The organism is Burkholderia sp. 9779_493 (assembly GCF_015712215.1).
GTDB classification, from domain to species: domain Bacteria; phylum Pseudomonadota; class Gammaproteobacteria; order Burkholderiales; family Burkholderiaceae; genus Burkholderia; species Burkholderia cenocepacia.
Genome location: NZ_JACCQA010000043.1, coordinates 42,705 through 57,996, shown reverse-complemented (window position 1 = coordinate 57,996; position 15,292 = coordinate 42,705). Strand labels below are relative to the sequence as shown.

The following is a 15,292-nucleotide window of genomic DNA, read 5'->3' as shown; positions in this document are numbered from 1 at the left end:
GTGCGGGCCGCCTTCGACTGGAAATCAGCGATGAACCAGTTTGCTATCCTGTTCGGCGAGCGATTCACGCAGGCGCGTGGATAACCTGTTGTTCAACCGCCTCGCCCACAAAAATGCGGACAGGTTCCGTGCTTGGCCAGCACCTCCTCGGCGCGAAAGAGGCCGGCACTGTCCAGCCGTCCTTGAACAACAACCCCTTTTCCTTCACTGAACAGGTCGGGCAAGATGCCCGAATAAGTGACCGGGATTGTTTTGACCGTATCGGTGATGACGAATTGCACGGCAAGCTCACCACGCTGTCGCTTCAGACTGCCTCGTTCCACCATGCCGCCGACTCGAAAGGTGCGCTCCAATGGTGCCTCCCCGGCACTGATCTGCGAGGGCGTAAAGAAAAACACAAGGTTGCTCTGAAAGGCATTGAGCACCAGCGCCGTGGCGATGCCGATGGCGGATAGCCCGGCGACGATGAGTGCGATGCGTTTATGTCGTGGCTTCACGCCGCACCTCCTTGCCCGGCAATTCCGACTGGATGCGCCGTAGTGCTGCTCGGCGCCGGCGCCGAAGCATTCGGCATTCCGTCCAAAGCAACACCACCGTCATCAGGACGGATCCCCAAACGTACACACCATAACCACCCATCGCCAGGAACTCACCGACACTGGCCCAGTTCATCGCTTCACCTCCTCGATGTCCTGCAACCAGCCGGCGTGATGTTCGCGTTCCAGGATGATGCAGCGCACGCGCGCCAGCGCCGCCGCAGCCGTGTAAGCCCAGGCCGCAAGAACCATGATCAGCATGCCCAGCAACATGACCATCGCCATGGAGGGCGCGCGAGTCAGCGATACCGAGGCACCCTGGTGCAAGGTGTTCCACCATTGCACGGAGAAATAGATCACAGGGATGTTCACCACGCCGACCAGCGCCAGCACGGCGCCTGCCCGATCGGCACGGCGACGATCTTCGATCGCCGATTGGAGTGCGATGAAGCCGACGTACAGAAACAGCAGGACAAGTTCAGAGGTCAGTCGTGCATCCCAGACCCACCAGGTTCCCCACATCGGCTTTCCCCACAAGGCGCCTGTCCACAGCGAAAGGAAGGTGAACAGTGCACCCGTGGGGGCCAGCGCCGAGGCCATCATTGCCGACAGGCGGCTGTTGAACACCAGGCCAATGCCGGCCCAGAACGCCATCGCCAGGTAGATGACCATGGACATCCATGAAACCGGCACGTGCAGGAAGATGATGCGATATCCCTCTCCCTGCTGGGCGTCCGTGGGTGCCAAGAAGAACCCCACACAGACGCCAGCGAGTGACAGCGCCGCGGCGGTCACGCCGAGCCAAGGGATGAGCTTTCCCGCGATAGGGTAAAACGCTTTGGGAGATGAAAATTTGAACCAGTTGACCATTCGCTTCGCTCCTCAATACTCAAGTGCGATGCGCAGCGATGCACTCGTTGCGAATGGCGTGAAGAACGCCGCCAAGACGAACACGGCGGCGAGCAAGGAGAGGTTGGCCGACGCACCCTGACCGAGGATCGACGCATCGACCGCGCCGGCGCCGAAGATCAGCACCGGGATGTAGAGCGGCAGCACCAGCACAGCAACGAGAACACCCCCTGCGCGTACGCCCAGCGTCAGCCCCGCGCCGACGGCGCCGATGAGGCTGAGCACAGGCGTACCGATAGCGAGCGATGCGGTCAGAATCCAGAGGGACGAGGCAGGCAGGTCGAACTGCAATGCCAGCGCGGGCGCAAGCAAGGCCAAGGGCAAACCGGACAACAGCCAATGTGCCGTGATCTTGCCGACGACCAACATGGCCAACGGCGCCGGCGACAGCATCATCTGCTCCAGCGTGCCATCGGCGTGATCCTGCTCGAACAGGCGATTCAGCGAAAGCATGCTGGCCAGCAATGCCGACACCCACAGGACGCCTGGAGCGATCCGCCGGAGTATTTCGCGCTCGGGGCCGATACCCAAGGGAAACAGACTGACGACGACGACAAAGAAGAAAAGAGGTATCAGCGCGTCTGACCTTCGGAGCAAGGCCACTTCCAAGTCCCGGCGAATCACGACAAACACCGGATGGGCAACGAGGGGCTGGCTCACTGGCTCATGCCCCCATCCGGACGGTCTGAGAAGCTTTCACGGCCAGCTCTTGGTGACTTGTCAGAACGACCATTCCGCCACGGGACTGGTGCCCATGGATCACTTCACCAAGCCATCGCGCACCGAATTTGTCCAGCGCTGTGGAGGGCTCGTCGAGAATCCATAATTTCCTCTTGTAGAGGAGCAGTCGAGCCAGGCTTGCACGGCGCTTTTGGCCTTGCGACAACATCCGGACCGGCAGATGCCTGTGCTCGGTCAAGCCAACGTCGTCCAGCGCTGATTCCACACGTTCCGGGGTGAGTGGCTCACCTGCAATGGCGGCTGCGGCGAGCAGGTTGTCCAAGGCATTCAGGTCTTCTTTGAGCCCAATGCCATGGCCGCTGTAGACCAGTTCGCGTTGGTATTCACTCCATTGATTGCGTAGCGGCTTTCCTTTCCATAAAACTCTGCCGGCATCCGGCGTTGCGAAGCCTGCGAGCGATCGCAATAGCGTGGTCTTCCCGCTGCCGTTCTCGCCTTGCACCAACAGGCACTCGCCCGGCGCGATCCGGAAAGTCAAATGGTCAAACAGTCGGTGCTCCCCCCGAATGCCCACCAGATCGAGAGCTTCAAGCATGGGCCGGGTCATAGTTCATACACATGGGCATCCTTGGAAGGTGCGCCCTCAAGGGGCAATCTTCAAAATCATGTCTTCTCCCGATTAACTGAGAATTAGCGGGAACTTGCGTCCTACGTTGCTGTCATTTCTGGCCTAACATGAGCGTGTCAAACAAGCAAACTCAGGTGGGTAGGCGCCATGCGAATACTGTTGGTGGAAGACGACGAACTGATCGGGCGAGGGATCGTGGCCGGTCTGCACAAGCACGGCATCGCGGTGCATCACGTCGCCACCGCAGAAGAAGCCGAAGCCACGCATGCAGAAGACACCTTCCATGCCCTGGTGCTCGATCTCGGGCTTCCCGACCGGGACGGCATGGAGTTGCTGGCCAGCATGCGGGCCGTCGAGCCTCAGTTGCCTGTCCTGATCCTCACGGCGCGGGACGCCATCGAACACAGGCTCAAAGGGCTGCATGAAGGTGCCGACGACTACATGGTCAAACCGTTCGATCTGCGTGAACTCGCGGCCCGGCTGCATGCGCTGGTCAGACGCACGCAAGGCCGTGCGGCCCAGGTCATCTCGGCCGGCCCCCTGCGGCTGGAGCCGGAGAGCGGGCTGGCCTGGTTCCAGGGCGAGTCCGTCTCCTTGTCGCGCCGCGAGGTCGATCTGCTGGCCCATCTCGCCAACGCCGATGGCCGGTGGGTCCCGCCCGACCTGCTCAACGAGCGCTTGTATGGCCTCGGGGAAGAGATCGGCAGCAATGCGCTCAATGTGCATATCCACAACATCCGCCGCAAGCTCGGCGCCGAAGCCATCGAGACGGTCCGGGGGCTCGGCTATCGGCTGGGCTGGAGGCTCGCATCATGAGCCTGCGCCTTCGGGCTGTTCTGATCGCCGGTATCTCGCTGTTGGTTCTGTGGGGTGCTGCCGCCGGCTGGATGATGCGCGGCGTTCATTCCAATCTCGACCGAACCCTCGACGGCCGCCTTGCCATGTCGGCACGCATGGTGTCCGGGCTTCTTGAACGCGCCGCGCTGGCTCCGAATGCGGCGTCCAACGACTTCACCGAGGCGGTGCGCGTCAGCGGCAAGGAGGGCATCGCATGTGAAATCCGGTCCTTGCAGGGAGAGATCCTGGCACGAACGACCACTGGACCTCACTCGGAGTTCGAGTCACTGCCGGCCGGCTTCAGCACGCGGGACGTTTTGGGACATCAGTGGAGGGTCTACGTTCTTCGTGCCAATGGCTACCAGATCACGACGGCGGATCGCGTGGATCAGCGGGATATGCTGATCAACGAACTGCTGAGCGTGGCTGGCGTGCCATTCTTGATTGCTTTCCTTGGCGGCCTGGCTGCCCTTTGGATCGGCATTGGCCGGGGGCTGGCCCCCCTGGAGGCTCTGTCGCAGCAATTGCGCGACAAACACGCGGACGACACGTCCCCCATTGCTGTCAACCATTCGCCCTCGGAACTGCGCCCGGTTCTGGACGCAATGAATGGGCTTCTCAAGCGCCTGGCACGAACACTTGCCAGCCAGCGGGCATTCACCGATGCCGCGGCGCACGAGCTGCGCACACCGTTGACCGTGATCGATACGCATCTGCAGGTGGCCCGGCTCAGTGAAGGCGACGAGGTGGCATCGTCTCTCTCCAGTGCAGAGGAAGGCGTGAAACGACTGCGGCGCACCTTGGACCAGATGATGACGCTGGCCCGCGCCGAGACGTCTGCCGACAAGGCGGACGGTTGCACCTCTGTGGTCGCTTCTGTCGGCGGCGTGCTGGAACAGTGGAAGGCGCACGAAAATGAGCGCTTGTCGTTGAACATCATCGGCGAGGACACCGGAACTCCGGTGCCCAAGTCGATGCTGGAAACGGCAGTTCGCAATCTGGTTGACAACGCAATGCGCTACTCGCCGCGAGATGCGGCGATCGAGGTTGGCGTGTTCCTGGATCCGAATGCACAGCGGTGTGTGGTTACCGTATCGGACCGTGGCCCCGGGCTGACTGCCGAGCAGGCATCCCAAATCGGCCAACGTTTCTGGCGCGGCGACCAGGGCCGAAAGAGTAAGGACGGGGCGGGCCTGGGCATTTCGATCGTGCGGGCCATTGCAGAGAGATTTGGTGGGGCACTGAATCTCGAACCCCGGGAAGGGGGAGGTCTGGTTGCGAAATTTCTCGTGCCCACTGACCCTGCACCCAAAAAAAGCCAAGCCTGGCCTGCAGGACGCAGTTTGGATTCAAAGCCGTAGGTTTGGTGTGCTGCCATGGATGGCGGGGTTACAGCCAAGGGACGGATGCATGCTGATGTGGTTCCCCTTCGTTCGATCTATCGTCTGACTTGGGTGTAACCCGCCGCCGGGGATCGGGCGCATGGCAGTGCTCGTGCGGCTGCCGGTCTTGCGGCTACCGTCGGGTCGGGCGCCATGCGAGACCAGCCAGCACCATCCCTATGAGCAACAGGACGGGCTGGTCGCCATGGCGAACGTACGGCGTCAGGCCGCTCATGCCTTGTACGGTCACGGACAACACGCCCGGCCTGTGTGGCGGCAGAGCGGCAGCGACCCGTCCTTTCGGATCGATCGAGGCTGTGATGCCTGTATTCGTGGAGGTCACCATAGGCCGTGCGGTCTCGATGCTGCGCATCCGCCCGATCTGCAGATGCTGGCGAAGCGCCCAGGTCTGGCCGAACCAGGCGAGGTTGCTCAAGTTCACAAGCACGCTCGCGCCGGGTCCTCCGCCGGGGTTCGGCAGGAGCGACGGGAGCAGCTCGGAACCGAAAACATCCTCGTAGCAAATGTTGAACGCCAAGTGCTGATCATTCACCGAGAACGGTAGCTGGACCGGGGCTCCGCGATCGAAATCGCCCAGCGGCATGTCCAGCATTCGCGTGAACCACTCGAACCCGGCCGGTACATACTCGCCCCACGGAACGAGGTGGTGCTTGTCGTAGCGTAGCGGCAGGGAGGCGTCGACAAGCTGCTGCAAAGGTGTGCCGGCGTCGAAGCCGATGGCGCTGTTGGTGTACCGCGAGCTGCCGTCGGCCGCCATGCTGTGCAAAGGAACGCCCATCGCAATCATGCTGCGCTGGTGCGCGGCGACGTCAAGCCAGGCTTTCCAGATCGTCGGGTTGAGCTGGTCTTGGAATATGGGCACGACCGTCTCTGGCAGGACGATCAGGTCCGGATGCGGCTCTCCGGGACCAGGTGGCTGCGCAGCCAGCCGCAAGTGCCTGACGATGCCGTCTTCGAGCCGCGTCGGATCGAACTTCTGCGATTGATCGATGTTTGCCTGTACCAGCCTCAGATTCAATGGCTCGCCTTCGGCCGTCGACCAATCGAGACGAGCAAGTATCCACCCCATGGCGATCAGGATCAGCACCGTCGCCAGCAAGGACACGTTCCAACGCATGGACGCCGCGGCCGGACGCGACAGGAACGCCACGGTCCCTGAGAGGTACGCCGCGAGCAGCGCGACACCATGCACGCCCAGCAACGGCGCCCAGCCGACCAATGGGCTGTCCACATGGGCGTAGCCAATGTTCAGCCACGGAAAGCCCGAGAACAGCACGCCGCGCAGCCATTCCGAGGCGGCCCAAGCAGCCGACCAGGCCAGCACGTGTGACAGTGCCGCTCGCCGCCGAATGCGGGACTGCAGCCACTTGCTGATCGCACAGGCAAGACCGGGAAACAGCGCGAGAAAGGCAGACAGCGCCACGACGCTGGCCCCGGCCAGTGGCGCGGACAAACCACCGTAGTCATGGATGCTGATGAACAGCCAGTACAAGCCGACCGCAAAATTGACGAAACCGAACCCCCATCCGCGAAGGAATGCCTGCCGGCCGCGCTCGGCGGCGAAGCTGGCGCGTGCCAGAACCGCCAGCGCGAGGATTTGCACGATGGGCAGCGACCACTGGGGCAGCGGATCCGGGGCGAACGTCAACGCATGTGCGCTGCCGGCAAGCGCCAAGGTCACGGCATTTCCCCACCGCACGACCTTGCTCACGGCCTGAGCATTCCAGTGCTCCTTTCAGGATGTAGCAGGGTCGGCCTGCATCGACCTGTCCAAGACAGGGCGGCCGTGCAGCAGCCTGCAGGTGTTCAGAAATACCGACGCACTGCTGGCAAGCATGGCGAGCGCGGCCGCAAAGGGCGTCACGCCTGCTTCGAACAGCACGACAATCACGGCGAGGTTGTACGCGACGGAAAACCCGAGGTTCTGCCGGACGATGCGATCGAACTTGCGAGCCAACTCACGGGTCTCGACGACAGCGCCCACGCTGCCGTGTGCGATCACCACCCCGGCTGCGGAAACAGCCACGGAACTCGATCCTGGAATGGCGATTCCGCAGGCTGCCTGGGCCAGGACCAAGCCATCGTTGGCGCCGTCTCCCACGAAGGCGACAGGCGCTGGGCTCTTTGCCACGATGTCGGCTTTCTCTTCTGGAGAGCAGTGGGTCTCGACCCGGTCGAAGTCTATGCCCAGGTCAGCCGTCAGGCGGTCGGACGCTGCGCTGGAATCCCCGGTCAGCAACCAGAGTTTCAATCCCTGCGCACGCAACTGCTGCAGTGACGAACGAGCATCGTCGCGAGGGGCATCCTGTAGTCGCAAGGAGCCGAGCCAATCCCTGCCTTTGGCAACGTGTACCAGCCCCGGCATGCCATCTTCCGGCGGCATGCCCTCGACACCCGCGGCAAGCAGCCAATTCCTTTCACCCACCCGCACGGCCTCGCCGCCGGGCACCTGCATCGTCACGCCTTTCGCGCATGCCGTCACCTGGCATCCGTCGGGCTCGCACGCGCTGCTCATTCCAGACTGCCGGGCCGCGAGGACCACCGCGTGTGCGATGGGGTGCACGACGCCGGCCTCAGCCCTTGCCGCAAGGTCGATGAGGTCCTGTTCAGACCATCCCTCCCGCGTCTGGATGCTGACGATACGCATCTGACCGCACGTCAACGTACCTGTCTTGTCGAACGCCATGATCCTCGTGCGGGCCAACGCTTCGACGCTCGCAGAGTCTCTTAAGAGGACGCCGCGCCGAGCGGCCTCGCGGCAGGTAAATGCGTAGGCCAGCGGCATTGCCAGACCGACCGCACAAGGGCAGGCTGCGACAAGGATGCTCAGCGCACCGAGCAACGCCCGATCTGCACTTGTGCCGCTCCACAGGTAATGGACGAAGGCGAGCAGAGATGCCGTCACCACGACCGGAAGCAGTATCCGGACGAAGCGCTCGGCCGTCTCGGACAACGACGACCGGGCGCCAAACAGCTCAAGCATGCGCAGGCCGAGGACATCCAATCTTCGCTCTCCCGCACCGGCGGTCACGTGGACCGTCAGAGGACCGCGCAGGTTCACGGACCCGGCGAAGACCCGCTCGCCAGGCTGAACGCTGCGAGGAACGGACTCGCCTTGCAGCAGCGAGAGATCGACGGCCGACTTTCCCGCCACGACGATGCCATCGACCGCGATGCGCTCGTTGGCGCGTATCAGAACGGTATCACCGGGCGCAAGCTCTGCCAGCAGGACGGTGCTCTCGGCCTTTGTGCCGCCGGACGAAGTCAGCTTGGTCACGGTTTCCGGCGCAAGGCTGCGCAATGCTTGCACGGCAAGTCCGCTCTCCTGCCGGGCATGGATTTCGATCAGTCGTCCGATCAGCAGAAAAGTGATCAACATGGTGGCAGCGTCGGTGTAAATCGCCACGGCCCCCATTGCCAGGGAGCCAACCGACACAAAGAGGGAACCCAGGACAGCAACAGAGGCAAAGACGTCCATCCCGGCGATCCCGGCACGCAGTGAACGGGCGGCGGCGCGGTAGAAGTCCAAAGCCGAATATCCGACGACGGGAAGGCTCGCTACGACGCTGGCCCAAGCAATGGCGAGCGCTGCCCCCTCGTCGGCATTGAGGTAAAGCACCCATGAGCCGAGCATGCTCCACATCCCGAAGACGACTGCAACGGTAAGCTGCAAGCGGATCTTCCCAGCCTGCCGCTGCAGGGCCGCTTCCAGCTCATCGGTGCCTTTCAACGGCGACAGTGCGTAGCCCAGGCCCTCGGCCTTTCGCAGCAGCAAGGGGAAGTCGATCGACTCCGGGGCCCAGGTCACAAGTGCCGAGCCCGAGGTGAAATTCACCGTCGCCGAGACCACGCCGGGAACACGCTGCAGGACGCGCTGCAAGGCCATCGCGCAGCTCACGCACCAAAGCCCGTCCACGGAAAACACCATCCGGCCCGCGACACGGGCCTGCTCATAGTCGAAATCCGCGCCGGGACTACGGTCCGCTCGTGGCATCCGTTCCAACCCCAAGCAGCTTCCCACCCAAGACCTTCCCGTAGTAGCTTTGCTCACCTTCGTGGTATTTCTCCAGCGCCTCAGCCACGGTTCCGGTCTGGCGTGTGTCCTTGGGGCGTTCGTGGCTGTTGATGAATGCCGCCACGTCCCAGGCCTCCTGTTCAGTCAGGCTGTACGGCTTTCCAAGGGGCATGTTCGCCCAGATGAAGCCCGCTGCGGTATCGATGCGGGCCATGCCGGCGCCCCAGTTATACGACTCTGCTCCCCAAAGCGGGGGGAATCGCATTTTTCCGTTCGCCTCCCGGGTCCCCTGTCCATTGGGACCATGGCACAGCGCGCAATTTTGTTGATAGACCGCCAGGCCTCGGCCCACGTCGTAGTCGTCCTTTGGCTTCGCCACCTTGGGATAGAGCGCTCCGCGCGGCTTGTTGCCAGCAGGCAACCCATCGGCCATCCAGGCCATGTAAGTCATGAGATCGCGGTACACGTCGCTGCCAGCAGGTGGCGGCTTTCCCGAGGACGACGCCTGGGCGTTCATCGAATAGGTGAAACATCCCATGATCCGGTCTTCGAGCGTGCTGATGGTCCCGGTCTTGCTGCGAAAAGCGGGATAGGACGCATAAGCCGCCCACATCGGTGCGGCATTCTCGCGGCGTCCCGAGTCGAGGTGGCAGTTCGCGCAGGCCAGCGAATTGCCCACGTGGTCCTTGACCATGGCGCCAGTGTCGGTGAAGATTTTCATTCCTCGCCGGATGGCATCGCCATAGGGTCCCTTCGGAATGTCATCCTCCGCAGGCGGGATGTAATAGCCGTCCGCACCGACAGGCATACCGGGCGCAGACGCCTTGGCGTCTTTTGCATAGGCCTTGCGAGCAGCTTCCATGTCTGCTCTCGAATAGGGCGCGGCCGAAGGAATCGTGACCGTTTTGCCGCTGATCGCGCTGTACAGACGCCCGATGACGCCGCTCTCGTAGATGCCGTAACCCGCCGAAAACAGCAGGATACCCAGCCCCGCGGCATAACCGGCACGCCTGAGTGTCCCCGTATGCGCAGAGCGGCGATCACCGTTGTTCATCATGATTGCCTCCTTTGCTGCCTGGACGCAAAGATCCGAAATACTGAGCCACATCGCGCATGTCTTGCTCCGACATGCGCGACGCGATGTCATCCATCAAGGATTGCGGCGAGTTGTGGCGATGGCCGCCTTTCCATGAGACCAACTGGTGGAAGATGTACTCGGGCTGCTGCCCCGCCAGCGCAGGGAAATGGCCACCGACGCCCTCGCCCTGCTGGCCATGACAGGTCACGCACGCCGGGATATCCTTTTTCCAGTCGCCGGTTCGGCTCAGTGCCTCTCCACGTGCCGCGTCTCCGCCCAGATCGACGGGCGGGCCGACAACGCGCGGCAACGCGGCGTAGTAGGCCGCGACTTGCCCGATTTCCTCGGCGCTCATTGCGCTGGCCACGTACTGCATGGACTCGTTGGGGCGGCTTCCGGTGGCGAAGTCGTGGAGTTGCTTCGCGATGTAGGCTTCGGACAAGCCAGCCAGCGCAGGCGTCAGCCCCGCGCCGGCACCATGGTCGCCGTGACATGACGCGCAGGCCCAGACGATGTCGTTCCCCTGAAAGACGAGCGCCGGCGCGTCAGCGGCAACTGCGGGGGCCTGCTGCTTCGGCGCAACGGCCCCGCCAATCGCCGCCCCGCGATTCGGCGCCAGGTCGGCGATGTAGCTCAAAGCGCCCCAGATCGCCAGCGCCAGGAAGATGGCCAGCACAAACAAGGGAATGGGACGCGATTGCTCCCAGGGGTCGAACGTCGGGTCCACGTCTTGAACACGACGCCCCTTGCCGCTCAGATCGGATTTCATCTGGCCCCTCATTGACGCGAGCCCTGCTGAGTTTTCGGATCGTAGCCACGATCACGCAACGTCGCCTCTTTGGCGCTGACGGGGTAGGAACGATCCAGGCTCAACAGGTACGCGACCAGGTCGAGCGCCTCCTGGCGGGCCACCACCACCTTCCCGTCCGCAGGGCGGTACTTCTGCGGCAGCTTGACCACGACCTCGCCGGGCGCGGCCTTCTCCTTGACCTCGAAGAGGAAGGGATACGAAGGCATGATGCTCCAGTCGAAAATGGCCCTGGGCTGGTACAGGTGGGTCAATTGCCAGTCCCGGCTTGGCAGACGCACCCCGACATTCAGCAAATCGGGGCCGGTGCGCATCGTCCCGAGCAGTTGGGGGGCGTCGTAGGCGTAATCACCCGGCGTGGACGGCCTTCCCCAGCCCCGGGCCTGGTCCGCCAGCGTCTGGCCGCTCGAACGGGGCTGCTGGCTGTGACAGTAGACACAGCCATTGGCCACGTACTGCGCACGGCCTCTCAACTGTTCGATTGTGTAGTTCTGCAACTGCGCAGGTGCCTGGACCGTACGGACCTGCAGGCCGGGGAGCACCACGAGCATGATGGTCGCGAACACCAGGATTCCGACAGCGCCGACGAACAATGGAATCAGCCGGTTCATGCGTCACCTCGCCGTTTCGACCAGAGCAGGGCCATCGCATGGAAGGCAAAGACGAAGTGTCCCAGCGTCATCATGCCGCCGCCCACCGATCGACCTTCGAGATACGGCACGATGTTGCGGGTGATGTCGGCGAAACTGGTCTGCGGATCGAGCAGCGACATGCCTTGCAGAAAACCGCCGATGGTCAATGATAGGAAATAGATCAGAAAACCCAAGACCGTCAGCCAATAGTGGAGGGCGATGAGCCGCGGACAGGGCCAGTTCTTGCCTGTCAGGTAGGGCAAGAGATAGTAAAAGGCGCCGAACAGCACGATGGAGACGAATGCGTAAGCCCCCAGGTGCGCATGCCCTACCGTGTAATGCGTGAAGTGGGTGATCGAGTTGATGGCCCGTACGGCCTCCAGCGATCCCTGGAAGGATGCGGCCGTGTACATCAATGCGCCCGTGGACACGAAGCGTAGCGCCATGGACTCCTTGAACGCCCAGAAATTCTGTGCGACCGTCACGTGCTGATTGATCGCCACCGCGATGACAGGAATGAACATCATGACGCTGTGCACGATCGACAGCGTGACCACCCACGTCGGCACTGGCCCACCGATCAGGTGATGAATCCCCACCTGGCTATAGAACAAGGCGAGGCCCCAGAAGCCCAGCAGCGACACACTGTAGGAATAGATCGGCTTGCCGATGATCTTTGGAATCAGGTAGTAGGCCGCGCCCAGGCCCAGCGGTGTCAGCCAGAGGCCGAGCACGTTGTGCGCGAACCACCAGTTGGTGGTCGCTTGCTGCACGCCCGAATGCAGGCCCGGGATATTCGCGATGAAGAACAGGATGGGGAACCAAGCCAGTCCCGCGAGGTAGTACCAGCCGCTGACGTAGATGTGGTGAACGTTGCGTTTTCGGGTCGTCGCGATGGCGGACCATGCGATGAAGAAGCCGCCGAGGGCCAGGACAATGTCGATCTGCCATGGGATTTCGAGCCATTCCAGTCCGTCGCTCCATCCATTGGCAATGGCGATGGCGCCGGCCGCCACGCCGAGGGCCCACAGCACCGCGCCCACCATCGCCATGGCGGGCCTCCGCAGGGGCGTATGAAACATGCGAGGGATGATCCAGAGCGCGACCGCAATACCTCCTGTGGACAGCCAGCCGTACGCGACCAGGTTCAGATGGACGGTGCGCGCGCGCCCGAAGGTGGTGAACGCCTCATTCGCCAGCCAGTCGGGCCAGTGCAACTTCAGTGAGGCAATCATCCCGAACAGCGAGCCAACGATCAGGAACACGAAGGAAACGATGGACAGGACCAGTACGACGTTCCTACCCGGGGCGTCGACGCCGGCACGCAAGGCGTCGAATCGATGCTCGGCCGCCCCTTCATCAAATGAAGATGGGTCATCCGGGGTGCCGGCCTCACCCTCCAGGAATATGGTCGAAGCCTCTTTCTTTCCCGCACGAATCTGGCGCGTCACGATGGACCAGATCAATGCGCCCAGAGCCGCCAGCGAGACGATGAAGCTCAGAGCAAGGAGTAACCCAAGGCTCTCATTCATGGGCGCTCCAGAAATGGCGCGCAACCGTTCGAATTGGTTCCGATGCCAACCACTGGCGTTGGCGATAGTGTTCCATCAGGGCTTGCCTCGGCATTTTTTTTATGAATGTCACAGGTGAATCGCGAGAATGATGGTCAGCCTCGATTAAGCGAAAGTTAAGAACGTTCTTCGAGGCGCCCCGCGTTCTTTGACAGTGGGCAGCCTGGATGGCGAGAGCCAAATACAGTCGGCCGGGGTATTCGAATCGTCGTGATGCGAAGGTCTCGTTCGCCTCGCGGCAGACGCCGACGCTGCGCCGGGGTCTGCCCTGGCACGGGTCGGGACGAACGCTCGTTCGCCTTGCGCAGGAAATCACAACGGAGCACGTATCCGTTGTACCCACCCGCATCCCGAAGGACCGTCAGCCCTGGAAGGGGTAGCCGGCGTTGAGGGTCGAAGGGCCGAATGCCGCCCTCCTTTCGCCCGCTGTTCGCCCCCACTAAAGGCGTCGGCTTCCCATGTCCCGGCGACGACGCACGCCGCTGCTCATCCGTCCGAGAGGACAGGATGCGCGAGCCATTCGCGGCCCTTGAGCATGCCGTCCCAATAGACCGGCGGCAGGATGCGTTCCTTCAGCAGCCACGCCAGCGATGACGGCCGTTTGCCGTCGATGAACCATTTCGGAAACGAAGGTGCCAGCTTGCCGCCGTAGGCAAATTCCGCCAGCACGATCTTGCCGCGCTCGACGGTGAGCGGGCAGGAGCCATAGCCGTCATAGCTGGCTAGGCGCGTGGACCCGCTCCGGGCGGCGAGCAGGTTGTGCGCGACCACCGGCGCTTGCTTGCGCGCGGCCGCGGCAGTCTTGGCATTGGTGGTGTTGGTGCAGTCGCCCAGTGCGAAAACGTTGGCGTACTTCTTGTGGCGCAGGCTCGATGGGTCCACGTCCACCCAGCCCGCACCGTCCGCCAGTGGGCTCACTCGGATGAAGTCCGGCGCCTTCTGAGGTGGCACGGCGTGCAGCAGGTCAAATGGACGGGTGATGCGCTCTTTGGTGCCGTCGGCGTTCGTGCGGACAAAGGTGGCTTCATGCGCTGCGCCATCGACGGCCACGAGCTGGTGGTTGAACTGCAGATCGATGCCGTAAGCCTTCACGTACTCCATGAGCGCAGGCACGTAGTCCGGCACGCCGAAGAGCACGCCTCCCGCGTTGCAGAACTCGATGTGGATGTTCTTGAGCACACCGTGCCGCTTCCAGCGATCGGCCGAGAGGTACATCGCCTTTTGCGGTGCACCCGCGCATTTGATGGGCATGGGCGGCTGCGTGAACAGGGCCTGGCCGCTCTTGAGGTTCTGTACCAGTTCCCAGGTGTAGGGCGCGAGGTCGTAGCGGTAGTTGGAGGTGACGCCGTTGCGGCCCAGTGTCTCCGGCAGGCCCTCGATGCCGTTCCAGTCGAGTTTCAGGCCCGGGCAGACCACGAGCTGCTGGTATTTGACGACGCGGCAGCCGTCGAGCACCACGGCGTTGCGCTCGGGCTCGAACGCGGCGACGGCCATCTTGATCCACTTGACGCCGCGCGGCAGCACGCTCGCCATCGTGCGCGCCGTGTGCGCAGGTGGAAAGATGCCCGCGCCCACCATCGTCCACCCCGGCTGGTAGTAGTGCACGTCCGCCGGGTCGATGATGGCGATGTCCGCGTCCGGCTTGCGCGCGAGCAGACTGGACGCCACCGCGATGCCCGCCGCGCCCGCGCCGACGATCACGATGTCATGCGTGGCGTCCACGACCTCGGTGGGTGTGCGACCGCCGTTGGCGATGCGCCGGGCCACGCCGGAAAGCTCGTAGCCGGCACCGCGTGCGGCTTCGAGGATGGAGGCCAGCGGCTGGCGCTGTGCTTGGCTCAGCGCCCACAGCGTGGCCGAGCGCGTGCCGGTGCGGCAGTAGGCGAACACCGGGCCAGGCAGTTGCGTCATCAGCGTCCCGAAGGCCTGGGCCTGCTGGTCGGTCACTTTGCCGGACTCGACCGGCAGGTAGGTCGTCGCCATACCCAGTGCCTGCGCGGCTTGCTCGATTTCGCTGAAGCCGGGTTGGTCGCCCGCTTCTCCATCGGGCCGGTTGCAAACCACCGCGCGGTAGCCGGCTTCGGCGATGGCCTTCAGGTCAGTAGCAGCGATCTGGCCGCTGACGGCCAGTCCCTGATCCAAGGCTTTGATGTCCATGAGGTCTCCTGCCCGAAAATTGTCCTTTCAGCCGGTC

The 15,292-nt window shown here is 63.1% G+C and carries 14 protein-coding genes; 2 read left to right on the top strand and 12 right to left on the bottom strand.

Translation table 11 applies throughout. The features are described 5' to 3' along the window. Positions 1-92 precede the first annotated feature (92 nt). Genes ccmE through ccmA form a run of 5 tightly spaced genes read right to left on the bottom strand, consistent with a single transcriptional unit; the run spans position 93 to position 2,721 of the window. Positions 93-497: a cytochrome c maturation protein CcmE gene (gene ccmE / locus H0X95_RS31075; protein WP_196446336.1), complete on the bottom strand. Its 405-nt coding sequence runs from the start codon at positions 495-497 to the stop codon at positions 93-95. Then, positions 481-672 carry a heme exporter protein CcmD gene (gene ccmD, locus H0X95_RS31070; protein ID WP_081651476.1) on the bottom strand — a complete coding sequence of 64 codons (192 nt, stop codon included), beginning with the start codon at positions 670-672 and terminating at the stop codon, positions 481-483. The genes ccmE and ccmD overlap by 17 nt, the downstream gene beginning before the upstream one ends. Continuing rightward, entirely contained in the window at positions 669-1,406 is a 738-nt protein-coding gene (gene ccmC, locus H0X95_RS31065) for a heme ABC transporter permease CcmC (RefSeq protein ID WP_020204484.1), read from the bottom strand. Before ccmC ends, ccmD begins: the two co-directional genes overlap by 4 nt. Positions 1,407-1,418: 12 nt before the next feature. Then, on the bottom strand, positions 1,419-2,105 hold the full coding sequence (gene ccmB, locus H0X95_RS31060; RefSeq protein WP_020204485.1) for a heme exporter protein CcmB: 687 nt from the start codon (positions 2,103-2,105) through the stop codon (positions 1,419-1,421). Between the two features lie 4 nt (positions 2,106-2,109). Beyond that, positions 2,110-2,721: a cytochrome c biogenesis heme-transporting ATPase CcmA gene (gene ccmA, locus H0X95_RS31055; protein ID WP_029043916.1), complete on the bottom strand. Its 612-nt coding sequence runs from the start codon at positions 2,719-2,721 to the stop codon at positions 2,110-2,112. A 180-nt stretch (positions 2,722-2,901) separates the two neighbouring features. Here ccmA and H0X95_RS31050 point away from each other — a divergent pair, with 180 nt between their 5' ends. Both H0X95_RS31050 and H0X95_RS31045 read left to right on the top strand, forming a co-directional pair. Continuing rightward, positions 2,902-3,570, top strand: a complete 669-nt coding sequence (locus tag H0X95_RS31050) for a response regulator (RefSeq protein ID WP_020204487.1) — start codon at positions 2,902-2,904, stop codon at positions 3,568-3,570. Next, the gene (locus tag H0X95_RS31045) at positions 3,567-4,952 is read left to right on the top strand and encodes an ATP-binding protein (protein ID WP_020204488.1); all 1,386 of its coding nucleotides are present in this window, start codon (positions 3,567-3,569) and stop codon (positions 4,950-4,952) included. The genes H0X95_RS31050 and H0X95_RS31045 overlap by 4 nt, the downstream gene beginning before the upstream one ends. A gap of 154 nt (positions 4,953-5,106) precedes the next feature. Here H0X95_RS31045 and lnt read toward each other — a convergent pair whose 3' ends face one another. The 7 genes from lnt to H0X95_RS31010 all read right to left on the bottom strand — a co-directional run bounded on the left by lnt (position 5,107) and on the right by H0X95_RS31010 (position 15,255). Further along, positions 5,107-6,705 carry an apolipoprotein N-acyltransferase gene (lnt, locus tag H0X95_RS31040; RefSeq protein WP_020204489.1) on the bottom strand — a complete coding sequence of 533 codons (1,599 nt, stop codon included), beginning with the start codon at positions 6,703-6,705 and terminating at the stop codon, positions 5,107-5,109. A 24-nt stretch (positions 6,706-6,729) separates the two neighbouring features. Further along, positions 6,730-8,922, bottom strand: coding sequence for a heavy metal translocating P-type ATPase (locus H0X95_RS31035; protein ID WP_230878316.1), 2,193 nt, complete (start codon positions 8,920-8,922; stop codon positions 6,730-6,732). A gap of 46 nt (positions 8,923-8,968) precedes the next feature. Beyond that, positions 8,969-10,066, bottom strand: a complete 1,098-nt coding sequence (locus H0X95_RS31030; protein ID WP_020204491.1) for a c-type cytochrome — start codon at positions 10,064-10,066, stop codon at positions 8,969-8,971. Continuing rightward, a complete protein-coding gene (locus H0X95_RS31025; RefSeq protein WP_020204492.1) occupies positions 10,050-10,856 on the bottom strand; it encodes a c-type cytochrome in 807 nt (268 codons plus the stop codon). The genes H0X95_RS31030 and H0X95_RS31025 overlap by 17 nt, the downstream gene beginning before the upstream one ends. A gap of 8 nt (positions 10,857-10,864) precedes the next feature. Next, a complete protein-coding gene (locus tag H0X95_RS31020) occupies positions 10,865-11,506 on the bottom strand; it encodes a cbb3-type cytochrome c oxidase subunit II (protein WP_020423863.1) in 642 nt (213 codons plus the stop codon). Continuing rightward, entirely contained in the window at positions 11,503-13,059 is a 1,557-nt protein-coding gene (locus H0X95_RS31015; protein WP_020204494.1) for a cbb3-type cytochrome c oxidase subunit I, read from the bottom strand. The genes H0X95_RS31020 and H0X95_RS31015 overlap by 4 nt, the downstream gene beginning before the upstream one ends. 525 nt (positions 13,060-13,584) lie before the next feature. Then, on the bottom strand, positions 13,585-15,255 hold the full coding sequence (locus H0X95_RS31010; protein WP_020204495.1) for a bifunctional protein tyrosine phosphatase family protein/NAD(P)/FAD-dependent oxidoreductase: 1,671 nt from the start codon (positions 15,253-15,255) through the stop codon (positions 13,585-13,587). Positions 15,256-15,292: the final 37 nt, after the last annotated feature.